Origin of the sequence: Streptomyces sp. NPDC006879 (assembly GCF_042869595.1) — a bacterium.
Taxonomy (GTDB): domain Bacteria; phylum Actinomycetota; class Actinomycetes; order Streptomycetales; family Streptomycetaceae; genus Streptomyces.
The window spans coordinates 21,877-43,726 of sequence record NZ_JBIAGC010000024.1 but is presented as its reverse complement, the minus strand read 5'-3'; the positions used below and the strand labels follow the sequence as shown (position 1 = coordinate 43,726).

Annotated in this window: 18 protein-coding genes; 7 read left to right on the top strand and 11 right to left on the bottom strand. The window is 71.0% G+C overall.

The window, feature by feature from the left end:
* The 3 genes from ACFYMC_RS18850 to ACFYMC_RS18840 form a co-directional block, all read right to left on the bottom strand.
* On the bottom strand, positions 1-1,770 hold the full coding sequence (locus ACFYMC_RS18850; protein ID WP_388526240.1) for a phosphatidylglycerol lysyltransferase domain-containing protein: 1,770 nt from the start codon (positions 1,768-1,770) through the stop codon (positions 1-3).
* 87 nt (positions 1,771-1,857) lie between these two features.
* A complete protein-coding gene (gene cobT, locus ACFYMC_RS18845) occupies positions 1,858-2,958 on the bottom strand; it encodes a nicotinate-nucleotide--dimethylbenzimidazole phosphoribosyltransferase (RefSeq protein ID WP_388526359.1) in 1,101 nt (366 codons plus the stop codon).
* 165 nt (positions 2,959-3,123) lie between these two features.
* A complete protein-coding gene (locus ACFYMC_RS18840; RefSeq protein WP_388526237.1) occupies positions 3,124-4,332 on the bottom strand; it encodes a bifunctional adenosylcobinamide kinase/adenosylcobinamide-phosphate guanylyltransferase in 1,209 nt (402 codons plus the stop codon).
* A 144-nt stretch (positions 4,333-4,476) separates the two neighbouring features.
* Here ACFYMC_RS18840 and ACFYMC_RS18835 point away from each other — a divergent pair, with 144 nt between their 5' ends.
* Entirely contained in the window at positions 4,477-4,686 is a 210-nt protein-coding gene (locus ACFYMC_RS18835; protein WP_388526234.1) for a hypothetical protein, read from the top strand.
* 114 nt (positions 4,687-4,800) lie between these two features.
* On the opposite strand, the gene ACFYMC_RS18830 is transcribed toward ACFYMC_RS18835, so the two are convergent.
* Both ACFYMC_RS18830 and ACFYMC_RS18825 read right to left on the bottom strand, forming a co-directional pair.
* Positions 4,801-5,544 carry a class I SAM-dependent methyltransferase gene (locus tag ACFYMC_RS18830; protein ID WP_388526356.1) on the bottom strand — a complete coding sequence of 248 codons (744 nt, stop codon included), beginning with the start codon at positions 5,542-5,544 and terminating at the stop codon, positions 4,801-4,803.
* Between the two features lie 62 nt (positions 5,545-5,606).
* Positions 5,607-6,203 carry a DUF3043 domain-containing protein gene (locus tag ACFYMC_RS18825; RefSeq protein ID WP_388526231.1) on the bottom strand — a complete coding sequence of 199 codons (597 nt, stop codon included), beginning with the start codon at positions 6,201-6,203 and terminating at the stop codon, positions 5,607-5,609.
* A 253-nt stretch (positions 6,204-6,456) separates the two neighbouring features.
* Here ACFYMC_RS18825 and ACFYMC_RS18820 point away from each other — a divergent pair, with 253 nt between their 5' ends.
* Together ACFYMC_RS18820 and ACFYMC_RS18815 are read left to right on the top strand one after the other, a co-directional pair.
* Positions 6,457-7,254, top strand: a complete 798-nt coding sequence (locus tag ACFYMC_RS18820; protein ID WP_388526228.1) for a PspA/IM30 family protein — start codon at positions 6,457-6,459, stop codon at positions 7,252-7,254.
* Positions 7,255-7,263: 9 nt separating this feature from the next.
* On the top strand, positions 7,264-7,542 hold the full coding sequence (locus tag ACFYMC_RS18815; protein WP_388526225.1) for a hypothetical protein: 279 nt from the start codon (positions 7,264-7,266) through the stop codon (positions 7,540-7,542).
* Positions 7,543-7,589: 47 nt separating this feature from the next.
* On the opposite strand, the gene ACFYMC_RS18810 is transcribed toward ACFYMC_RS18815, so the two are convergent.
* Complete coding sequence (locus tag ACFYMC_RS18810) at positions 7,590-8,381, bottom strand: hypothetical protein (RefSeq protein WP_388526222.1); 792 nt, start codon at positions 8,379-8,381, stop codon at positions 7,590-7,592.
* An 80-nt stretch (positions 8,382-8,461) separates the two neighbouring features.
* Between ACFYMC_RS18810 and ACFYMC_RS18805 the strand changes: the two genes are divergently transcribed.
* Positions 8,462-9,286, top strand: a complete 825-nt coding sequence (locus ACFYMC_RS18805; protein ID WP_388526219.1) for an adenosylcobinamide-GDP ribazoletransferase — start codon at positions 8,462-8,464, stop codon at positions 9,284-9,286.
* Between the two features lie 33 nt (positions 9,287-9,319).
* On the opposite strand, the gene ACFYMC_RS18800 is transcribed toward ACFYMC_RS18805, so the two are convergent.
* The 5 genes from ACFYMC_RS18800 to ACFYMC_RS18780 form a co-directional block, all read right to left on the bottom strand.
* Entirely contained in the window at positions 9,320-10,150 is an 831-nt protein-coding gene (locus ACFYMC_RS18800) for an endo alpha-1,4 polygalactosaminidase (RefSeq protein ID WP_388526216.1), read from the bottom strand.
* Positions 10,147-10,794: a spherulation-specific family 4 protein gene (locus ACFYMC_RS18795; protein ID WP_388526213.1), complete on the bottom strand. Its 648-nt coding sequence runs from the start codon at positions 10,792-10,794 to the stop codon at positions 10,147-10,149. Before ACFYMC_RS18795 ends, ACFYMC_RS18800 begins: the two co-directional genes overlap by 4 nt.
* A 31-nt stretch (positions 10,795-10,825) precedes the next feature.
* Entirely contained in the window at positions 10,826-12,388 is a 1,563-nt protein-coding gene (locus tag ACFYMC_RS18790) for a hypothetical protein (protein ID WP_388526210.1), read from the bottom strand.
* The gene (gene pelF, locus ACFYMC_RS18785) at positions 12,385-13,938 is read right to left on the bottom strand and encodes a GT4 family glycosyltransferase PelF (protein ID WP_388526207.1); all 1,554 of its coding nucleotides are present in this window, start codon (positions 13,936-13,938) and stop codon (positions 12,385-12,387) included. The genes ACFYMC_RS18790 and pelF overlap by 4 nt, the downstream gene beginning before the upstream one ends.
* Before the next feature lie 389 nt (positions 13,939-14,327).
* Positions 14,328-16,337 (bottom strand): hypothetical protein, encoded by a 2,010-nt coding sequence (locus tag ACFYMC_RS18780; protein WP_388526204.1) that lies wholly within the window; start codon positions 16,335-16,337, stop codon positions 14,328-14,330.
* Between the two features lie 385 nt (positions 16,338-16,722).
* Here ACFYMC_RS18780 and ACFYMC_RS18775 point away from each other — a divergent pair, with 385 nt between their 5' ends.
* The 3 genes from ACFYMC_RS18775 to sucB all read left to right on the top strand — a co-directional run bounded on the left by ACFYMC_RS18775 (position 16,723) and on the right by sucB (position 21,729).
* Positions 16,723-18,255, top strand: a complete 1,533-nt coding sequence (locus ACFYMC_RS18775; protein ID WP_388526201.1) for a leucyl aminopeptidase — start codon at positions 16,723-16,725, stop codon at positions 18,253-18,255.
* A 301-nt stretch (positions 18,256-18,556) separates the two neighbouring features.
* Entirely contained in the window at positions 18,557-19,945 is a 1,389-nt protein-coding gene (gene lpdA / locus ACFYMC_RS18770) for a dihydrolipoyl dehydrogenase (protein WP_388526198.1), read from the top strand.
* 53 nt (positions 19,946-19,998) lie between these two features.
* Positions 19,999-21,729, top strand: coding sequence for a 2-oxoglutarate dehydrogenase, E2 component, dihydrolipoamide succinyltransferase (gene sucB, locus ACFYMC_RS18765; RefSeq protein WP_388526195.1), 1,731 nt, complete (start codon positions 19,999-20,001; stop codon positions 21,727-21,729).
* Positions 21,730-21,850: the final 121 nt, after the last annotated feature.

Below are 21,850 nucleotides of genomic sequence, written 5' to 3'. Positions count from 1 at the left end.
TCACCGCTTGCCCGCCAGGTGTCGCCGGTGCAGCCACTTGGGCAGGCCCGGAGCTTCCAGGAAGCCTTCGGCGCGGCCGGCCGCGAGCCCGATCCGCAGTAGGTCGGAGCTCTTCTCGAACAGCATGAAGCGCGGTTCCCAGATGGGTCGGTACTTGGCGTTGGCCCGGTACAGGGACTCGATCTGCCACCAGCGGGAGAAGAAGCTCAACAGGGAACGCCAGAGCCGCAGGACGGGGCCGGCACCCAGTCGGGACCCACGCTCGAAGACGGACCGGAACATGGCGAAGTTCAAGGACACCTGGGTGACCCCGATCTCCTTCGAGCGCTCCAGGAGTTCGATGACCATGAACTCCATCAGGCCGTTCTCGCAGTCGCGGTCGCGACGCATCAGGTCGAGGGAGAGGCCCTTGGGGCCCCAGGGTACGAAGGACAGCAGCGCCCGCAGCTCACCTTCGCCATCGGTGCACTCCAACATGACGCACTGCCCGTCAGCGGGGTCACCGAGCCGGCCAAGCGCCATGGAGAACCCTCGCTCGGTGGCCCCGTCGCGCCAGTCGTCGGCGCGGCCGAGCAGACGCGCCATCTCCTCGGCCGGGATGTCCTCGTGGCGTCGGATGCGGACCTGGTAGCCGGCTCGTCTGACGCGGTTGTAGGCCTGCCGGACGGTTCGCATGGCGCGGCCCTCCAGGGTGAACTCCGCGGTCTCCACGATCGCTTCGTCGCCGAGCTCCAGCGCATCCAGGCCGTGCCGGGCGTAGACGGTACCGGCCTCCTCGCTGGCGCCCATCACGGCGGGCACCCAGCCGTGCTCGCGGGCCTCGACCAGCCAGGGGTCGATGGCGCCGGGCCAGGCCTCGGGGTCACCGATGGGGTCACCGGAGGCGAGTGAGACACCGCCGACCACCCGGTAGGTCACGGCCGCCTTGCCGGTGGGTGACCACATCACGCTCTTCTCCCGGCGGAGCGCGAAGTAGCCGAGTGAGTCGCGTTCGCCCTGGCGCCCGAGGAGTTGACGCAGTCGTTCCTCGTCCTCTTCCGTCAGCGGGTCGACGGCGCGCCGGGAGCGGAAGGCGGCGTAGAGCACGGCGAGGAGCAGCAGGGTGGACATCACGTTGATGGTGACGTTGACCCAGGAGGGCGTGGAGATGCCGTGGAAGGTCGCGTCGTCGCCGGCGAGGGTGCCCAGGCGCAGGGCTCCGTAAGCCCACCGGCTGGTGAAGGAGGCTTCGGACCCGGAAGGCGCGGTGTTGGTCCAGCCGACGAGGACGGCGGCGAGCAGCGAGGTCAGCAGGAGGCCGAGGACGGCGACGGTCGCGGCGAGCTTCGGGTTGGAGCGGTCACCCTTGGCGTAGAACTCCCGGCGCCCCAGGATCAGCGAGAGGACGAAGGCGACGGTCAGGAGCAGGGAGACCCAGTTCTGTGGGTGCTCCCGGATCTCCGCGAAGGAGAAGGCGAAGGCGAGCAGGGCCAGCAGCAGCCCGCTCAGCACCAGGTTGAGGATCCAGGCGGCCCGTTTGCGTCGACGCATGGTGATCGCCAGGAACATGGCGATCAGGCCGGAGGCGAAGCCGGCCGTCAGCAGGTAGGGGGTGAAGAGGTCCGCCGTGTTGTGTCGGCGGAGGTCCTGGCCCAGGGATACCCACACGGCGCTGAGGAAGTTGATGGCGGCGACCACTCGCAGGTACCAGACGGCGAAGGCCGCGCTGCGGCGCGTGAGGGCGGTGCCACTCCGGTGGATCTCTTCGGCAGGCAAGCGAACTTCTCCCATGAAATGCGATCATATGGGGCATTCCCTGCCATGTAGCTTCGCAGGCACGGCCATGATGGCCGCGCCCTCGAAGTACAACCGCGTTGGCTACCGACTGGATGCCGCGGCTTCGCTCGCGGCGTCTGGGTCGGTCTTCACGCCCAGCTCCTCCACCCCCCGCTCGGGCAGTTCCGCCGCCAGCGCGGCGGCGGCCCGGACGAGGGGGAGGGCCAGCAGCGCCCCAGTTCCTTCGCCGACAGTGACGCCGTGGTCGAGCAAAGGGTTGAGCGCCATCCGATCCAACGCCTTGACCTGGCCCGGCTCCCCGCTCAGCTGGCCAGCCAGCCACCAGTCCGGGGCCCGGAAGGCGGCTCGCTGGGCGACCAGCGCACAGGCCGCCGAGACCACTCCGTCCAAGATCACCGGGGTTCGGCGGACGGCGCACTGGAGCAGGAAGCCGGTCATCGCGGCGAAGTCCGCCCCACCCACCGCGGCCAACAGCTCCACCTGGTCGCCGAGGACCGGGCGGGCCCGACGCAACGCATCCCGGATCGCCGCACACTTGCGCATCCAGGTCAGATCGTCGATGACCTCACCACCACGTCCGGTGACCACCGAGGCGTCCGTGCCGCAGAGCGCGGCGACCAAGGTGGCGGCGACCGTGGTACCCCCGACGCTGAGGTCACCCAGCACCGCGAGGTCGGTACCGGAGTCCGCCTCCTGGTCCGCGATGGCCATCCCCAGGCGCAACGCCGCCTCGGCCTCCTCCACCGTCAGCGCGTCCTCGATGTCGATACGACCGCTGCCGCGGCGGATGCGGTGTCGCACGACGTCCTCGGGCAAGAGCTGCGGGTCGCAGTCCACTCCCGCATCCACGATCCGCACCGGCACCCGGAGGCTTCGGGCCAGGATCGACACCGGGCTGCGCCCCTGTAGGACCTCGCGCACCAAGGCGTGCGCCGCACCGGCCGGCCGGGCCGACACCCCGAGCTCCGCCACGCCGTGGTCTCCGGCGAAGAGGATCACGCGTGGCTTCTCCACGGCCTTGGCGGGTACCGACGCCTGGGCCGCCCCGAGCCACTCGGCGAGCTCGTCAAGCCGCCCCAGGGACCCGGTCGGTACGGCCAGCCGTTCCCGGCGTTCCTCGGCGTCACGCCGCACACCCGAGTCGGGGCGTTCGATCAGATCGGAGAAGTCGTCGAGATTCAGCCTGGTCATTCTCCGAACAGTACAGGCGGACACCCCGTCGGGGCCGCTCTGGTGCGTTGCCCGAAGTGCCCCCGCCCGCCCGGCTCCTCACGTTGCCGCGATACCGATCCGGCCCGCCAGGCAAACCCGTCCGCACCCCCTGCCCACGAGCCCCGGCCCACCGCCTCAACCCCTCAGGGGCAAGGCCTGGCCGGCCACCACCAGGAGCACCTGTTCGCACTCCCCCGCCACCGCCGCGTTGAGTCGGCCGAGCTCATCGCGAAAGCGTCGGCCCGACGCCGTGGCGGGGACGATCCCGGAACCGACCTCGTTGCTCACCAGGACCACCCTGCGCCGGGTCGCCCGGATCGCGGCGACCAACTCCGAGGTACGCTCGCGCAGTTCCTTCTCACCACCCTCGGACCAGTTCCCCTCGTCCCAGGCGCCGACGCGGTCCATGGCGTCCGTCAGCCAGAGCGCCAGGCAGTCGATGAGCAGGGCCGGCCCTTCCTCCTCCAACAACGGCGCGAGCTCGCAGGTCTCCACGGTCCGCCATGAACCGGGGCGCCGCTCACGGTGCAGGGCCACCCGCGCCGACCACTCCCGGTCACCGTCGCGGTTACCGCCGGTGGCCACGTACAGGACGGCCGGGAAGGCTCCCAGCCGCCGCTCCGCCTCATGGGACTTGCCCGAGCGGGCTCCGCCGAGCACCAGGGTGCGTCGGGGCAGATCGGGAACGGCGTGGTACTCGCCGACGCCCAGCGTGGTGCCGTCGGGCACGGCCCGGGCGCCGGCGGCGGCCAGGCGGCGGTCGAGTTCGGCCCCCGGGGGCACGTCGTGGTCGAGGTGGACGGCGATGAGGTCGGTGGTGGGGCCGATCGCGCCGGCGGCACGCAGCCGGGCCACGGCGTCGGGCCGCCCCACCACATCGCACACCACCATGTCGTACGTGAGCTGATGGTGTTCCTGGTCGACCAACCCCGCGGGTGCCCCGCCCGGCGGAAGGTACAGCAGCCGCTCGCCGCCCGGGCCGGTCACCTCGTACCCCGTGCCCGGCGCGTCCATCGGTACGGCCCGGACCCGGTGTCCGCTGATGACCGCCAGTCCGCGACCGTCCGGCACCCGGCCGGCGGCGGGCAAGCCGGGTGGTAGTTCCATCGCCGGTCCCTGGTGCGGATGGGTGAGCAGCACCTGTCGCACGCCGGCGAGGGAGTGGCCGGACCGGGCTGCCGCGAGCGCTGCCCCCGGGGTGAGGTCGAGCAGCAGCGCCCCGTCGACGAGCAGGGAGCTGGCCGCGCGGGTCCGTACTCCGACGGACAGCGCGCAGGCGGCGCACGGGCAGCCGGGTCGGGGGAGCCCGTTCGGGGCGCCGGTGCCGAGCAGTGTCAGTTCCACAATGATGATCCTCCCGCGTGGCCGCGGCTGGTGCGCGCCCGGCTACTCTGCGGGCAGGCTGTCTCGGGTACACAGGAAGTATCCCGAGCGGCTCCGGCCCGCTCGCGACCGACAGGTTGGAGCGCTCACACCTTGGAGGCGTACATGGCGTGGACATGGCGGTTCGAGAAGGCCGACGGCACCCAGACGGAGCCGGCGGTACAGCCCGAGGAGTTCACCACCCAGGGGGACGCGGAGACCTGGATCGGCGAGGTCTGGAAAGACCTCCTCGACGAAGGCGTGGAGAACGTGCGCCTCTTCGAGGACTCCGCCGAGATCTACACGATGAGCCTGCGCGCCGCAGCCGAAGCCTGACCGCGGCCCCGGGCTCTCGTCGCCGCGTCCGCTCGCCCGAGGGCGGGCGGACGCGGCGCCGGCGACCAGCGGCAGTACCGCTGCGACGGTACCCAACGGACACGGCTGCGACCTTCAGCCGCGGACCCCGCACAGATGCAACAGGGCAGCAACCCGGCGGTAGGGTTCGGTCCGTCCGGCACGGTCCTCGGCGGCCAGCAGCGCTTGAAGCTCCTCGCCCTCCGGCGCCCGCGCCTCGTCCGGCGCGGTGTCCGTGAAGACCCGCACCCCGTACCAGGTATGCAAGGGGGCGCCGATCCCGGACAAGGTGGCGGTCAGCGCCTCCAGCCGGTCCGCCCGGACGGGCAACCCCAGACGGTTGGTGTATGCAAGGCCGTCGAAAGCAGCCAACGCCGCGGACCAGTCGCCCGCCAGCCCCGGCCGCAGCGCCAACGCATCACCGTTGCGCACCAGCAGCGACAGCAGCCCCCCGGGGGCGAGCATCCTGGCGAGGCCGGCGAGCAGCGCATCAGGCTCCGCCACGTACATCAACACACCGTGGCAGAGCACCACGTCGAAGCTACCGGGCAAGAAGTGCACACCGGTCTCACGGCCGTCCCCGGCCAACAGGCGCACTCGGCTCCGGATGCCCACCGGCTCCCGCTGGAGGGCATCGTGCGCGGCCTTGAGCATCTGCGGGTCGGACTCCAGGCCGGTCACCCGGTGCCCGATGCGGGCCAGTCGTAGCGCCTGGGTACCCTGCCCCATCCCCACGTCGAGCACGCGCAGCCGCCGCCCCACCGCGAAGTGGGCCGCGAGCTGCTCGTCGACCTGACGGGCGACCAGCTCCTGGCGGACCGTATTGCGCAACCCGCCCAGTAAGTTCAGCCAGGGCCCGGAACCGCCCTCGAAGCCCCCGGCAGCGGGGGCCACGACCTCGCTCAGGGCCGCTCTCCCCGCTTGACCTGCGGCTTGGGCAGACGCAGTCGACGCATCTGGAGGGCGCGCAGCAGGCCGTACACCACGGCGCTGCGCTTGGGCTCATTCGGGAAGCGCACCGCGATCTGCTTGCGCAGGCGGATGAAGAGGCCGGCGGAGTCGACCAGGATCAGGGCGATCACACCGAGCCACAACAAGAACGCGACGTTCTGGATCTGCGGAGTGCGCACCAGGCTCAGCGCGAGGATGACCACGGCCATCGGGATGAACATCTCCGCGACGTGGAAACGCGAGTCGACGAAATCGCGGACGAACTTGCGGACCGGCCCCCGGTCACGGACCGGCAGGTAGCGCTCTTCGCCCCTGGCCATCCCCTCCCGCTGGCGGGCCATCTCCGCGCGGCGCCGCTCACGGGCGCGCTTGGCGTCCTCCTTGCGGTTGCCCGTCGAGGCCACCACAGCACGACGCTGCGTCTGGGCCTCGCTGCGCTTGGGCGTCGGGCGGCCCTTGGGGGCCTGCGGGTCACGGGGCTGATTGGAGAGGTCGGCCATCACCTGGTCGGTGGGCGCCTTCTCTTCCTTGGAACGGCTACGGAACACAAAACCCAAGGGTACGGGCTAGCGGGCCACGACCACAGCCCCCGGGGGAACGATCCGGCAACGACAGTCGTCCTTCCCTAGGAGTCCACGCGGCTCACCTACTCCTTCCGCCGGAGTGCTGAGGTGCCCGACTCCTCCTGGGGGAGGAGCCCATCGCGGTCCGAACAGTGCGGTAATGGAGACAGGGCCCGTACTGTGGGTCCTGTTGGAGTGCTGGAGCGACCAATCCGTCAGAAGGGGGCGCGCGCAGCCCATGAGCGGTGTCATGAAGCGTATGGGGATGATCTTCCGCGCGAAGGCGAACAAGGCCCTGGACCGGGCCGAGGACCCGCGCGAGACCCTTGACTACTCGTATCAGAAACAGCTGGAACTGCTGCAGAAGGTCCGCCGGGGCGTCGCCGACGTGGCGACCTCCCGCAAGCGCCTGGAGCTCCAGCTCAACCAGCTGCAGAGCCAGTCCGGCAAGCTGGAGGACCAGGGCCGCAAGGCGCTGGCACTCGGTCGGGAAGACCTGGCCAGGGAGGCGCTCTCCCGCCGCGCCTCCCTCCAGCAGCAGGTCAGCGACCTGGAAGTGCAGCACCAGACCCTGCAGGGCGAGGAGGAGAAGCTGACCCTCGCTGCGCAGCGGCTCCAGGCGAAGGTCGATGCCTTCCGCACCAAGAAGGAGACCATCAAGGCCACCTACACCGCTGCTCAGGCCCAGACCCGGATCGCGGAGTCCTTCTCCGGCATCTCCGAGGAGATGAGCGATGTCGGCCTGGCGATCCAGCGGGCCGAGGACAAGACCGCACAGCTCCAGGCGCGGGCCGGCGCGATCGACGAGCTGCTTGCCTCAGGAGCACTCGACGACCAGTCGGGGCTGGCCCGGGACGATATCCAGGCGGAGCTCGACCGGCTCTCGGGCGGCAGCGACGTGGAGCTCGAACTCCAGCGGATGAAGGCCGAACTGGCCGGGGGCTCCGGCTCCTCGCAGCAGGCCATCGAGGGCGGCGACGGGGCGGGGCAGAACACGGCCCCGCAGCAGACCCCGCACCGGTTCGACAAGCCGTAAGGACGGGTCATGATCGTTCGGATTCTGGGTGAGGGACAGGTGGAGCTGGCCGAGAGCCACCTCGGCCAGCTCAACAAGCTGGACGACGAGCTGCTGGCCGAACTGGACAACGGCGACGGCCCCGGCTTTCGCAGCACCCTGCAAGCCCTACTCGACCGCGTACGGACGCTGGGCACCCCGCTGCCGGACGACTCGCTGGAGCCGTCCGAGCTGATCCTGCCGGCGCCCGACTCCACCTTGGAAGAGGTCCGGGCGATGCTCAGTGACGACGGGCTCATCCCGGGCTGAGCGGCCCGGCCCGCACCACCTCCAACACGACGAGGCCCCACCCCCGGTCACCCCGGGGGTGGGGCCTCGTCGTGTTCCGAGGCGGCCTCCCTGGCGGGCGTCGGCTCGTCGGGAGCCCCACCGATCCAGTCATGCAGCTTGCGCCGCGGCCCCGACCAACGACGGTCGTGGTGAAAGGCACGCAGCTGCGCCTTGGCCCGGGCGCGCGGGCGGTTGGCGTAGAACTTCTTGGCGTACGGGGAGTCCGGTCGGGCCAGCCGCACCGCGCCGATCAGAGCGACGAACGGGACGAGGATGCCCACGACCGCGGTGCGCGCCTTGCCCTTCCACAGGGCGATGAGGGCCAGGAAGAAGTTGGTGGCCGCGTTCATCACCAGGTAGACGCGGTTCTCCCGCTCCTCGGGGGAGATCTCGTTGACCCCGAACGGCAGGAAGCCGCCCAGCACCAGGGCGACCAGCGCCGCCGTGAGGACGACGACCTCCACGCTCTTGCGCCCCTGCTCGCTCCAGTAGACGTCGTCGAGGTGGAGGATGAGCGCGAACTCGTCCAGGACCAGCCCCGCCCCGAGTCCGAAGATGACCGCGGAGACCAGCGCACCTGCTCCGTAGCGATCGCTGGCGACCGAACCGAAGCCGCCGATGACGCTGAGGATCACACCCGGCACCACGTGGTGGACATGGACGCCCCCTGGGGTGATGTTCCTGAACGGCCCCTTGCCCGCTCGGATCATCCGGGTGATGACACGGGTGACCAGGAAGGAACCCAGAAAGGAGAGCAACGCGAGGAGGAGGGGGAGCTTGCCCGGCTCGACGATGTTCCGATACCACCAGTGACCCATGCCACCCGCTCCCGGTCTGTTGCGTTTCGTCACGGTATCGACAAATTCGCCGAGCGGCAGCAGCAGGTAGCCTGCGCGCGATGACCGATTCAGCCCCCGCCTCGGCCGCCCCGCCCCCGCCCGAAGCCGGGGCCCAGCTCGCCGACGGCATCCGCTTCGCCTTCGGCACGCTGACCGTGCTGCCCGCGCGCATCGTGCGCTGGGATCGGCCGGCTGCCCGCACCGGCATGCTGTGCGCCCCGCTCGCCGGATTCGTGGTGGGCTCGCTGGCCGCCGCCCTCGGCACCGCGCTGCTGCTGTCGGGCACGGGCCCGGCGCTGGCGGCGGTGGCGACGGTGGCCGTGCCCGCCGCCCTCACCCGCGGCCTACACCTGGACGGTCTCGCGGACACCGCGGACGGTCTGGGCAGCGCCAAACCGGCAGCTGTCGCACTACGGATCATGAAGCAGTCCGACATCGGACCGTTCGGGGTCATCGTCTTGCTTCTGACCCTCGGCGCCCAGACCGCCGCCCTCTTCGAGCTCTACGGCCGAGGGTGGCAGGACGGCGCCGTCGCCGCCCTCACCGCAGCGACCACGGCCCGGGCGGCGATGACCCTGGCCTCCAGGGCAGGAATCCCCTCGGCCCGCCCCGACGGGCTGGGCGCCGCCGTGGCGAGCTCGGTACCGGTGCGCCGAGCCCTGACCGTGGCGGCCTCCGCCGCCCTCGGATGCGCCTCGCTCGCCCTCACCCTCGGGTGGCCGGCCGCGCTGCACACGGCCGGAGCGGCGCTCCTCGCCCTGCTGGTCGCACAGCTCCTCCTCCATCACTGCGTGCGACGCTTCGGCGGCGTCACCGGCGACGTGTACGGCGCGCTGGCGGAGACCACCGCGACCGCCGTGCTGGTGGCGCTGACCTTCGGCTGACCCCTCCCGCCGAGGGACCCCACCACGAACCGATCAGCAGGTCCTCCGCCAGGCTCCCAGCTCGTACTTCTTCAACAGCGAGCTCAGCCGTAGCCGGCGTGACTGTGCGCAGAACTGCTCGGTGGGCAGCTCGTACTCGGCGTGGAAGACGGCCTTGCCCGCCCGAAGGAAGGGCAGCAGTTCCTCACACTCCTGGTACTGCGCACACTGCTCGTTGACGGCGAAGTCGAAGTCGCCCACCAGCTCGGGAATCTGATCGAGGTCGTTCTTCAGACCGACGGCCAGGCCGCGCTCCCGGGCGAGGCGGGCCACCATCCGGTTGAAGCGGAGCTGGTGTTCGGCGGTCAGCGGGAAACCGCTGTCATTGCGATAGCCATCCACGTTGTCCGGCTCTACCGCGTCGAAACCCTTGTCCCGGCACATGTCCAGGCGCCGGGCCAGGAGCGGTTCGAGGACCTCGGTGCGGCGGATGTCCAACCAGCGTTCGCCCTTCCAGCCGTTGCTGCGACCCAACAGCTCCCGCGGGAACTTCCCGGCGTCGGGACGGAACTCCTCCCAGGCGCCCACCGACAGGTAGCAGATGACGCGCCGCCCCTGACCGTGCAACCCGGCCACCGTGGACTTCGAGGTGGTGAACCCGTCCACGTCGAATACGGGGGCGTCCACGGAGGTGTCGATCCGGCCGCTCAACTGCCACTGCCAGGGTGTACCCGCGGCCGGCTGCCAGCGGCTGCCCGAGGACGCACCGTCCCCGGAACGAACCGGCCGCGCCTTGTCGTCACCGGCACCACTGGCGCAGCCAGCCGCGAGCACCCCGGCCAGCAGCCACGGCAGCGCGCGCCGGGAGAGAACCGGCTGCTTCACGTGGCCGCCTCCGCGAGGTCCGGGAGGGTGCCCCAGGGGTGCGCACCGGCTCCCGGCACCGCACAGTGAACGGCGGCGCGCCTCCATCGGGCGAGTTCGGCGGCCGGAGCGCCCGGCGGTACCGCGTAGACCAGGTGGCAGAACCGTTCGGCCGGATGCTCGGCCGTCCACGCGGGCACTTGGAGTTGCTGGTAGGCGTCCCAAGGGCCCTCGAAGGTGACCAGGAGGTCCGCCAGTGCGGCGTAGCCGGGAGCCGGATGGGTGCCGTGGTTCAGCACCAGGGTGCGGGCCCCGGCGGCCCGGGCCGCCACCGAGAGCCTGCGGTAGTGGGCGAGCAGCTCCGGTCCGGCCGCCACCTGGTCCAAGAAGGCCCCGTCCGCCCCGTACCAGTCACGATGGCGCACCAGTTCGCGGACGACCTCGGCATGTGGGCGGCGGCCGTAGTCGGTGTCGGCATAGCCGAGGACCGGCACGCCCGCGTCCCGCAGTCGGCCGGCGACCTCGGCGAAGCCCTCGTCGGGGGCGGAACCAGGACCGCTGTCGGGATTGAGGACCACCGAGTGGAGTCGGTCGGCGGAACGCAACACCCTCGCCCAGGCCTCCGGCCGATGGGCGGGGTGCTCGTACAGGGGCACCAGGAGCATGGGATTCCTTCCTCCCGTGGTGGGAGCGTCGTCAACGGTGGGCGGAGACACGGCCGAGCAGGAGGCACGCCAGCAGCGCCAGCAGGCCCGCGGCCCCGGCTGAAATGGTGACCTGGAGCGCGTGCGGGTGCTCGACGCCGGTGAACAACACCGCGCTCTGCGCGAGTCCGGCGCAGGCGCAGACCGCAGCCGCGACCCTCACCTGCCCGAAGGACTGCAGGAGCAGCCCGGTCCACATCACCGCGCCGACCAGCAGCAGTGCGGCCAGCCGCAGCCCACCAAGGGCCGGCGCGTCCGGCCACACGAGGGTGGCGGCCGTACCGAACGTCAGAAGGACGGTGAGGTAACCGAGGAGGCATCGGGCGAGGGTCAACACCAGGGTGCGGCGGAAGGCGGCAGCGGTGCGGGCCGCCCGCAGACCGGCCAGGGACCCGCTGCGGAAGCGGTTGAGCAGCCATTCGGCGGGCCCCATGCTGAGGGTGAGGGCCACCGCACTGGGTGCGGCGAGGGCCGCCGACGGCCCGCCCGCCAGTACCTCCCCGAGCGCCACGTGCAGGACGAGCACACCGCTGCTCAGCCCGAACAACCCGTACGGCAGGGACTCACGCAGCCGCGGACCACGCACTGCCGGGCTCTCCGAGGCAGCGCGCAGCACCTGCCAGTGCACGGATTCGGCCGCCGGCCGCACCGACCGGCAGGACCTCCGCAGATGCCCCGCCCCGCGCCGCAGTACCTCACGGACCGGGAGCTCGCGGACGGCGAGGACGCAGGCCGCCGACAGCGAGCCAAGCAGAAGTACGACGCGGGCCCACAGCGGCATGCCGAAGGTGAGGGCGAGGACCGCGCCGCCGGCCATCGGGAGCAGCGCGACCACCAGGACCCGCTCCCGGCCCAGCACGAGGAGCACGGTGGCGGCCCCGACGTAGAGCGCCTGTCCGGAAGCGTGGAACACCGGGAAAGGGGGGCCGGGTACGCACAGGGCCGCGACGGTGCCCAGCAGGGCTCCCACCGGGGCGCCGACCAGTAGAGTGCGGCCCGCTCCCCACCGGTCCCCCACCCCCAGCCAGGAGTAGGCCCGGTGCGAGAGGGTCTGGTCCCAGATCCAGCCCACCAGTGCGGCAGCGACCAGGGCGAGGGTGCCCGACGGCAGCCCGAAGCGATCCGGTGGCCCTTCGAGGAGCGGGCCGGCCAACACATAGGCCAGGCCCGGGAGGACGAAGACCAAACCGCGCAGGAGGCAGGCGATCAGGGATACCCGCCAGGGGTCCGGTACGGTCCTGGAGGGGTCGGGGTAGCTCCGCGGCACCTTGGCGTAGATCTCCTCGGCGAGCCCGAAGGAGTCCTCGCGGCCGTAGGTGAGCCGGATGTGTTCGTCCGTCATGCCGTCGGATTCGAGGAGAGCGGCGATCTCATCGGGGTGGACGGCAGCGGCGGCCGGGTGTGCCAGTCGCTCGGTGAGCTCCTCCAGCGGATCCTCCGCCGGCCCCCCGGTACGGCGCTGGCGCGGGATGAGCGCCAGCGTGTCGCAGCCGTGCACCGGCCCGTGCGGCCCGCCGGGGTCATCGGGCGGGGTCAGCCACAGCGGCCCGCTCATCGGACGCCTCCGGGGTGTTCGGCCCCAAGTCGGCCCCAGGAGGCGAGCTCCCGTGACCAGGGATCGCAGACCTGCTGGGCCCACTCCTCGGTGGCCCGGACGGGCAGGGCCGGTCCACCGGAGAGTTCGCGGTAGATGTGACGGAACCCCTCCACCGACTGGTGGAGGGTGAACTTCTCCACCACCCGCTGCCGGGAGCGGCGCCCTAGTTCGGCCCGCCGGACGTCGTCACGCAGCAGCGCCAGGGTCGCCTTGGCCATCAGTTCGGGCTCGCGGGGAGGGACGACGAGACCGGTGTCGCCGACCGCCTCGCGCACCCCGCCGACGTCGGTGGAGACGGTGGTGCGCCCGCAGGACATCGCTTCGATGATGCTGAAGGGGAATCCCTCGCTGATGCTGGAGAGCATCACCACGCTGCCTGCGGCGTACGCCTTGGCGACCTCGCTGATGCGTCCTTCGTAGCTGATGCCGTCGCAAACGCCGAGTTCGGCGGCGAGTTTCTCCAACTTCACCCGGTAGTCCTCACCGCCGGAGGGGACCGGCCCGAACAGGCGCAGCCGCAGTACGGGGAGTTCCGCTCGCATCAGGGCGTAGGCGCGGATGAGGGTTTCGAGGTCCTTGATGGGGTCGATGCGACCGCACCAGCTGAGCGTCGGGACCTCGGGTTCGGGCCCGGCATCCGGAAAGCGGTGCGGGTCGACGCCGTTGTAGACGGTGCGGATGCGTTCGGGCTGGGCGCCGCCGCGCTCTTCCCAGCGGCGGTTGTACTGATTGCAGGGGGTGATGAGGTCGGCCTGTCGGTAGCCCTCGGTATTCAGGCGGCGGTAGAAGCCGAGCATCAGGGCCTTCACCGGCCAACGGGTGGCGGCGGTGCGGTAGCCGAGGTAGCGCTCGCGCAAGTAGATGCCGTGCTCGGTGAGCAGGAAGGGAACCCCGTCGAAATGGTGGGCGGCGAGGGCCGGCAAGGTGGCGAGGCCGCTGCTGACGGCGTGCGCGACGCTGTCGGGCGGGATCCGCACGGACAGCGGGCGAAGGGCGTGTTCGAGCAGGTCGGTGGCGACCAGTGCGTCGTGGAGGGTGGGGGCGGAGGGGGCGGTGGGCAGGTGCGGGCGGGTCCACACGGCCCGCAGGATCTTCAGGACCGTCTCGGATCGAAGTGCGGCGGAAAGCCTTCCGGCGCGCGCGAGTTCGGCGAGTTCGTACAGGGCCGTGGAGAAGCCCTCGTGGTCCTCGGGCGACGTGTGCGCGCTGAGCAGGCCCAGGAGGAAGCGCTCGTAGGCGGCTGCGAAGCGGCGTTGGGCGCGGCCGGTGAGTGGGCGTCGTCCCGGAGCTGCTGGGGCGGGTCCCCACAGCGGCACGCTGGTGTGCCGGTAGACGTTGCGCGGCAGTTCCCAGGTGACGGGTTCACGGCCGCTGCCGGTCAGGGCGAGGATGTTGAAGTCGACCTCGGGCATGCCGCGCACGAGTTGGTCGCACCAGGTGCTGACTCCGCCGTGGACGTGCGGGTAGGTGCCTTCGGTGAGCATGGTGACATGGCACCCATGGCTCATCTGAAGTCCTTTCGTGGATTCCCCCACCTGTGGGTGGGGGGGGGAAGCGAAATCCCTGGGGAACAGGGCAGGACACGGGGATTCGCCGCCGGGACAGGCGGCCGGGCTCCGACCGCGGGTCGATCTTCACCGCCAGGGCCCGCCGCAAGGCGGCCGAGATCCGCGCCCGGATCGCCGACCCGCGGGCGTGACCACTCGTACGGGCCGACCACTGCGCCCGAGCCTGAGGACCGAGTGCTCGTGCTCCGGGGGCTGACCGTGCGCGGCGTGGTCGAGGACCAGAGCCCGGCCCGGGCCGTCGGCGACGCGGCATGGACACAGTCCCGCATCAGGACGTGGGAAGGGGCCGGCGCCCGTGGCTCGGACGCCGACGGTGGGTCGGCCGCGGGTCAGCTGGGCAGGCGGAGGGTGATGGCGGACTGGAGCAGTTCCGGCCCGGTCCAGTCGGAGCGCTGACCGGCGTATGCGGCGCCGAAGACACTGGTGCCGAGCAGCAGTTGCTTGCGGGTGCCTTCGGGGGCGCTGATGGGGGCGTCGACCCCGCCCGGCGCCCGCACGGTCACCGTGGAGCCGATGCGGTACGCGGTGACCCGTCCGTCCTCCAACGCCTGGTTCCAGGCCGCCCGGCGCTGGAGTTCAGTGCCGACCTCGCGGTGGCGCGGGGTGACGAGCGGGGTGTTGTCGGCGTACAGGGAGCGGTAGTCGGCGAGGATGCCGTCGAGCACCGGGTACAGGATGCGGTCCTCGGCGAGGTTGGACTGGTGCACGTAGTGCGGTCGCGGGTCGTTGGCCAGGACGTGCCGCAGGGCGATCCGCACCTCCTGGGGAACGATGTACTCGTCGTAGCCGGTGGCCGGATCCAAGGGGGCGGCCAGGCAGGTGGAGGCGGGATTGGTCTCGCAGACGCCGCTGCCGCCGTCCGCGCTGCTGGCGTAGATCCAGTTGTACTCATCGGCCATCTCGGCCTTGGTGCCCGTGTTGTAGTACACGTTCATCGGGTGCCGCGGGACGGTACGGGCGGCACCGACGGGACGCTGCTCGGGCTCACGGGAGTTGTCGCTGGCGATCCACTTCACGCCGGTGTCGGCGAGGGCTCCGGCGAGGTTGGGGTTGTCCTGCGGCTGCTGCGGCAGGGTTGCGAGGCCGGAGTGTTCGCCGGTGACCAGTTCGCCGCGGTCGACGGGCAGACCCTTGGACAGCGCCCATTCGTGGTTGTCGCGGATCTGTGCGGAGATCTCGGAGCGGCTCGTCCAGCGCGTGGCACCGCCGGCGTCCTTCTCGCAGGTCCAGGGGACCGTGGAGGTGTCCTGGAGACAGCCGAGGAAGGGGTGGGTGTAGGTGTGGTTGATCCAGCGGTACTTGGCGCGGTCGGCGAGGAGTCGGGCGGTCAGTTGGTCGGCCCCACCGTTCTCGGCCTTCCATTCCTCGCCGGCTCCGGCGTTGAAGACCATGTCCATGGTGAAGCCGGTGGCCGCCTGCCAGGCGGCGGCGTACTGGGCATCCGCCGCCGTCATCCGGATGGTGTCACCGGTTGATTCGCCTCCCGGGCAGTCGAAGTCTCCCGGGGTGCAGTTGAGCTCCTTGTTCCAGCGGGCGTCGGGGGCGAACACGTCGTCCACGTGCACCGAGAAGTAGTTGCGGCTCTGCCCGAGGTGGACGCCCTCGGTGAGCCATTCCACGATGCCCCTGGCCACCAGCCGGAACTGCCGCTGGTGCTCGTTGGCGGCGAAGGTCACGACGAGTTCGCGGCGACCGTCGTGGGCGTACTCGCCGATCAGGCTGGCGCGGCCACCGCCGGGTACCGGTGCGTCCAGGTAACTGGTGTAGCCCTCGCGAGGCTTACCGATGAACCCGTAGCTCTCGGGGATGAGCGTCGAGTTGTCTTCGAAGACCACGGGACCGTCGAGGTAGCCGAAGGGGCCGCTCTGCCCGGCAGAGGTGACGGCGGCTTCCGTGCCGTCCAGGACCCCCGCGTAGCCGCCGTTGTCGGTGTACTCCAGGCCCACTCCGGGGTGCGCCCAGGTGTATGCGTCGACCTGTGGGATGCCGAAGGCCTTCTCGTAGGCGACGAGCGCGTCGAGTTCGGCGCTACCGCCGCCGAAGGGGTTCTCGTTGGGCAGCACGACGCCCTGGTACCGGGCGCGGGGGCGACCGCCCACGGTGTCGCTGAGGAACGCGGCGTCGATGGTCGGCCGACCGCCCTCGCCGAGGGTCACCGTGGTGTACGGCACTCCGGTGTCACGCAGTTCCGCGGTGACCGCGTTGACGGCGCCGCTACCGTCGTCGACGACGAGGACTTTGAGGTCGATCCTCGGGGTGACGGCCGCCGCGGCTCCGGTGGCCGGCAGGGCCACCGCGGCCAGTACGACGGCCGCGCAGGCGGCTGCCGCCCCGCTCATCCGCTTCCGTTGAACCCTTTTGAGCCTGTGAACCATGCTCGTCCTTCCCCCCTCGGCACGCTTTCGGGCATGGCGGTGCCCGGGTGCATGCGGTGCTTGGATGCGCGCAGCGGGGCCCCGATGGCTCCCTGCGAGTGGTGGAACCACTGTGGCGAACGGGTTTATGACCGGACGGCAAACCTGGTACAGAAGCCACAGATGGGTGAAGGACATCCCGTCTGGATCGAACAACTTGCTAAACCTTCGAATGACGTGCGGGAGTGCACCTACGCGTAGGCTCTTTTCGGGCGACTGTCGGGCCGGAATACGATCGCGGGGCACGGCCGGCCGATCCCGACGTGACCACAGCCCCTCCACACCCAAACGGAAGCGAGACTTCACCACCGTGACTGCTCTGACTCTCAGCACTGCCGGCGCCGCGACGCTGCGCGCCGACGCCCTCGTCGTCGGAGTGGCGAAGGGTGCCAAGGGCCCCGTCGTCGCCCCCGGCGCGGAGGCCGTGGACAAGGCGTTCGAAGGCAAGCTCGCCACCGTCCTCGAAGCCCTGGGCGCCAGCGGCGCGGACGGCGAGCTGACCAAGCTGCCGGCCCCGTCCGGCCTCAAGGTCCCGGTGGTCGTCGCGGTCGGCCTCGGCCAGGTTCCGGACAAGGACGAGTCCTACGACGAGGACGCGCTGCGCCGCGCCGCCGGTGTCGCGGCCCGCGCGCTGAGCGGTACCAGGAAGGCCGGCTTCGCCCTGCCCGTCGAGGACGCCTCCGCCCTGACGGCCGTCGCCGAAGGCGCCCTGCTGGGCGCCTACGCCTTCACCGCCTACCAGGGCGGCGAGAAGAAGGCTTCCGGCAAGAACGGCAACGGCAAGCAGCCCGTGGGCGAGGTCGCTCTCCTCGGGGCCAAGCCGCGGGACAAGGAGCACAAGGCAGCCGCTGAGCGCGCCCGGATCGTGGCCGCCGAGATCAACGTCTGCCGCGACCTGATCAACACCCCGCCCAACGACCTCACTCCGGAGGCCTTCGCCGCTGTCGCCACGGCCGCGGCCAAGGAGAACGGCGTCAAGGTCCAGGTGCTTGATGAGAAGGCCCTGACCAAGGGCGGCTTCGGCGGCATCCTGGGTGTCGGCAAGGGCTCGGAGGCCCCGCCGCGGCTGGTCCGCCTGGCCTACACCCACCCGAAGGCGAGCAAGACGCTGGCCTTCGTGGGCAAGGGCATCACCTACGACTCGGGCGGCATCTCCCTGAAGCCCGCCGGCCACAACGAGACGATGAAGTGCGACATGAGCGGCGCCGCCGCCGTCTTCTCGGCTGTCATCGCCGCCGCCCGTCTGGGCCTGGAGGTCAACGTCACGGGCTGGCTCGCGCTCGCCGAGAACATGCCCTCCGGCTCCGCCACCCGCCCCGGCGACGTGCTGCGGATGTACAGCGGCAAGACCGTCGAGGTCCTCAACACCGACGCCGAGGGCCGCCTCGTCCTGGCGGACGCGCTCACCAAGGCCTCCGAGGAGTCCCCGGACGCGATCGTCGACGTAGCGACCCTGACCGGCGCCATGGTGCTGGCCCTGGGTAACCGCACCTTCGGGATCATGGCCAACGACGACGCCTTCCGTACCTCCTTGCACGAGATCGCCGAGGAGGTCGGCGAGCCCTCGTGGCCGATGCCGCTGCCCGCCGACCTGCGCAAGGGCATGGAGTCGCCCACCGCCGACATCGCCAACATGGGTGAGCGGATGGGCGGCGGCCTGGTGGCCGGCCTCTTCCTGCAGGAGTTCGTCGGGGAGGGCATCACGTGGGCCCACCTCGACATCGCGGGCCCGGCCTTCAACGAGGGCGCCCCCTTCGGCCACACCCCCAAGGGCGGCACCGGCTCCGCCGTACGCACCCTGGTGCGGCTCGCGGAGCGCACCGCCATCGGCGACCTCGGTTAGTCGCGCCACTCCGGGTCATTGCCCGGTCACCGCGGTTCCGGGCGGGAATGCCCGGGACCGCGGTATTTGTTCGTTCACTGTCGACGAAATCCACACGTTCTTACGCACTGGTAACCGTCGGATGCGGCGGATCGGACGTCTCACACACCGGCCCGGCGTCCCCTGTCCGACCGACAAGTGCGAAGATGGGTTCTCGGCAGGACAGGGCCCCCACCACAGGGCCGAAGAAAAGCGGCCGAATACCAGCCGCCGCCCGGTCACTGAGGACCGGCGCCCGGCGCACATGCATGGAGGACGTGACGTGGCGAACGACGCCAGCACCGTTTTCGACCTAGTGATCCTCGGCGGTGGCAGTGGCGGTTACGCCGCGGCGCTGCGCGCCTCTCAGCTGGGTCTGGACGTCGCCCTGATCGAGAAGAACAAGCTCGGCGGCACCTGCCTGCACAACGGCTGCATCCCCACGAAGGCTCTGCTGCACGCCGGTGAGATCGCCGACCAGGCCCGCGAGGCCGGGCAGTTCGGCGTGAAGGCCGCCTTCGAGGGCATCGACATCGCGGGCGTCCACAAGTACAAGGACGACGTGATCGCGGGACTGTACAAGGGCCTGCAGGGCCTGGTCGCCTCCCGCAAGGTGACCTACATCGAGGGCGAGGGCCGCCTGTCCTCCCCCACCTCGGTCGACGTGAACGGCCAGCGCGTCCAGGGCCGCCACGTCCTGCTCGCGACCGGTTCCGTGCCGAAGTCGCTGCCGGGCCTGGAGATCGACGGCAACCGCATCATCTCCTCGGACCACGCGCTGGTCCTCGACCGCGTCCCGGAGTCCGCGATCATCCTGGGCGGCGGCGTCATCGGCGTCGAGTTCGCCTCCGCGTGGAAGTCCTTCGGCACCGACGTCACGGTCGTCGAGGGACTCAAGCACCTCGTCCCGGTCGAGGACGAGAACAGCTCCAAGCTGCTGGAGCGCGCCTTCCGCAAGCGCGGGATCAAGTTCAACCTGGGCACCTTCTTCGAGAAGGCCGAGTACACCGAGAACGGTGTGCGGGTCACCCTCGCCGACGGCAAGACCTTCGAGGCCGAGGTGCTGCTGGTCGCCATCGGCCGAGGCCCGGTCTCCCAGGGCCTTGGCTACGAGGAGCAGGGCGTCGCGATGGACCGCGGCTACGTGTTGGTCGATGAGTACATGCAGACCAACGTGCCCACCATCTCGGCCGTCGGCGACCTCGTCCCGACCCTCCAGCTGGCGCACGTCGGATTCGCCGAGGGCATCTTGGTGGCGGAGCGTCTGGCCGGCCTCAAGACCGTCCCGATCGACTACGACGGCGTGCCGCGGGTGACGTACTGCCACCCCGAGGTCGCCTCCGTGGGCATCACCGAGGCCAAGGCCAAGGAGATCTACGGTGCGGACAAGGTCGTGGCCCTGAAGTACAACCTCGCCGGCAACGGCAAGAGCAAGATCCTCAAGACCGCCGGCGAAATCAAGCTGGTCCAGGTCAAGGACGGTGCCGTCGTCGGCGTCCACATGGTCGGTGACCGGATGGGCGAGCAGGTCGGCGAGGCCCAGCTGATCTACAACTGGGAGGCTCTGCCGGCCGAGGTCGCGCAGCTCATCCACGCGCACCCGACCCAGAGCGAGGCGCTCGGCGAGGCCCACCTGGCCCTGGCCGGCAAGCCGCTGCACTCCCACGACTAGCAGTCACGGGCGCGACGACCACTTCCGCACATTCGTTAGGAGCAACTGAAACCATGGCGGTTTCCGTAACCCTTCCGGCGCTCGGAGAGAGCGTGACCGAGGGCACTGTCACCCGCTGGCTGAAGGCCGAGGGAGAGCGCGTCGAGGCTGACGAGCCGCTGCTCGAGGTCTCCACCGACAAGGTAGACACCGAGATCCCGGCCCCGGCTTCGGGCATCCTCGCCTCCATCAAGGTCGCCGAGGACGAGACCGTCGAGGTCGGCGCCGAGCTGGCCATCATCGACGACGGCAGCGGCGCCCCTGTCGCGGCCCCGGCGGCCGAGCCTGCCGCCGCCGAGGCGCCCGCCGCCCCGGCTCCGGCTGCCGAGGCCCCCGCCCCGGCCCCCGCCCCCGAGCAGCCGGCAGCGGCTCCGGCCGGCGGAGCCGTGGGCACCGACGTCGTCCTTCCCGCGCTCGGTGAGTCCGTCACCGAGGGCACCGTCACCCGATGGCTGAAGCAGGTCGGCGAAAGCGTCGAAGCCGACGAACCGCTCCTGGAGGTGTCCACCGACAAGGTGGACACCGAGATCCCGGCCCCGGTAGCCGGCACCCTGCTGGAGATCGTGGTCGGCGAAGACGAGACCGCCGAGGTCGGCGCCCGTCTGGCCGTCATCGGGGCGGCGGGCGCGGCTCCCGCAGCGGCTCCGGCTCCCGCCGCCCCGGCCCCCGTAGCCACCCCGGCTCCGGCTCCCGCAGCTCCGGCCCCGGCGCCCGCCCCCGTGGCCGCCCCGGCGCCCGCAGCTCCGGCCGCACCGGCCCCCGCCCCCGTGGCCGCGCCGGCACCTGTTGCCGCTCCGGCTCCCGTGGCCGGCGCTGACGAGGGCGCGTACGTGACCCCGCTGGTCCGCAAGCTGGCCTCGGAGTCCGGCGTGAACCTGGCGCAGGTCCAGGGCACCGGCGTCGGCGGTCGCATCCGCAAGCAGGACGTGCTGGCCGCCGCGGAGGCGGCGAAGGCAGCCGCTGCCGCCGCCCCCGCCGTCGCCGCCCCGGTGGCTGCCAAGGCTCCGGCCCTGGAGCCCTCCCCGCTGCGTGGTCAGACGGTAAAGATGACCCGCATGCGCAAGGTCATCGGCGACAACATGATGAAGGCCCTGCACTCGCAGGCGCAGCTGACCACGGTGGTCGAGGTGGACATCACCAAGATCATGAAGCTGCGCGGGCAGGCCAAGGACTCGTTCCTGGCCCGCGAGGGCGTCAAGCTCTCCCCGATGCCGTTCTTCGTCAAGGCCGCTGCCCAGGCGCTGAAGGCCCACCCGGTCGTCAACGCCCGGATCAACGAGGACGAGGGCACCATCACCTACTTCGACTCGGAGAACATCGGCATCGCCGTGGACTCCGAGAAGGGCCTGATGACCCCGGTCATCAAGGGCGCGGGTGACCTGAACCTGGCGGGCATCTCCAAGGCCACCGCCGACCTGGCGAGCAAGGTCCGGGGCAACAAGATCACCCCGGACGAGCTGTCCGGTGCGACCTTCACGATCAGCAACACCGGTTCGCGCGGTGCGCTGTTCGACACGGTCATCGTGCCGCCGAACCAGGTCGCGATCATGGGCATCGGCGCCACGGTCAAGCGTCCGGCGGTCATCGAGACCGCCGAGGGCACCGTCATCGGCGTCCGCGACATGACCTACCTCTCGCTCTCCTACGACCACCGCCTGGTGGACGGCGCGGACGCCGCCCGCTACCTGTCGGCGGTCAAGGCGATCTTGGAGGCGGGCGAGTTCGAGGTCGAGCTCGGTCTCTGAGCCCCGTTCGGGTGCTCCCCACCTGATCGGCGGGAAGCGCCCGAACCGGTAACAAGCTGCCCTGCGGGGCCGCTTGTTACCAGCCTCACCGGCGGCGCCCCCGCCCGGAGCACTTCCGGGC

Bases quoted from the DNA above. Each gene is read 5' to 3' on its own strand.
- ACFYMC_RS18780 (WP_388526204.1), bottom strand. From the start codon at position 16,337: ATGAGCGGGGCGGCAGCCGCCTGCGCGGCCGTCGTACTGGCCGCGGTG.
- ACFYMC_RS18835 (WP_388526234.1), top strand. From the start codon at position 4,477: ATGGCGTGGACATGGCGGTTCGAGAAGGCCGACGGCACCCAGACGGAG.
- sucB (WP_388526195.1), top strand. From the start codon at position 19,999: ATGGCGGTTTCCGTAACCCTTCCGGCGCTCGGAGAGAGCGTGACCGAG.
- ACFYMC_RS18810 (WP_388526222.1), bottom strand. From the start codon at position 8,381: ATGGGTCACTGGTGGTATCGGAACATCGTCGAGCCGGGCAAGCTCCCC.
- ACFYMC_RS18805 (WP_388526219.1), top strand. From the start codon at position 8,462: ATGACCGATTCAGCCCCCGCCTCGGCCGCCCCGCCCCCGCCCGAAGCC.
- ACFYMC_RS18815 (WP_388526225.1), top strand. From the start codon at position 7,264: ATGATCGTTCGGATTCTGGGTGAGGGACAGGTGGAGCTGGCCGAGAGC.
- ACFYMC_RS18795 (WP_388526213.1), bottom strand. From the start codon at position 10,794: ATGCTCCTGGTGCCCCTGTACGAGCACCCCGCCCATCGGCCGGAGGCC.
- pelF (WP_388526207.1), bottom strand. From the start codon at position 13,938: ATGAGCCATGGGTGCCATGTCACCATGCTCACCGAAGGCACCTACCCG.
- ACFYMC_RS18790 (WP_388526210.1), bottom strand. From the start codon at position 12,388: ATGAGCGGGCCGCTGTGGCTGACCCCGCCCGATGACCCCGGCGGGCCG.
- ACFYMC_RS18820 (WP_388526228.1), top strand. From the start codon at position 6,457: ATGAGCGGTGTCATGAAGCGTATGGGGATGATCTTCCGCGCGAAGGCG.
- ACFYMC_RS18850 (WP_388526240.1), bottom strand. From the start codon at position 1,770: ATGGGAGAAGTTCGCTTGCCTGCCGAAGAGATCCACCGGAGTGGCACC.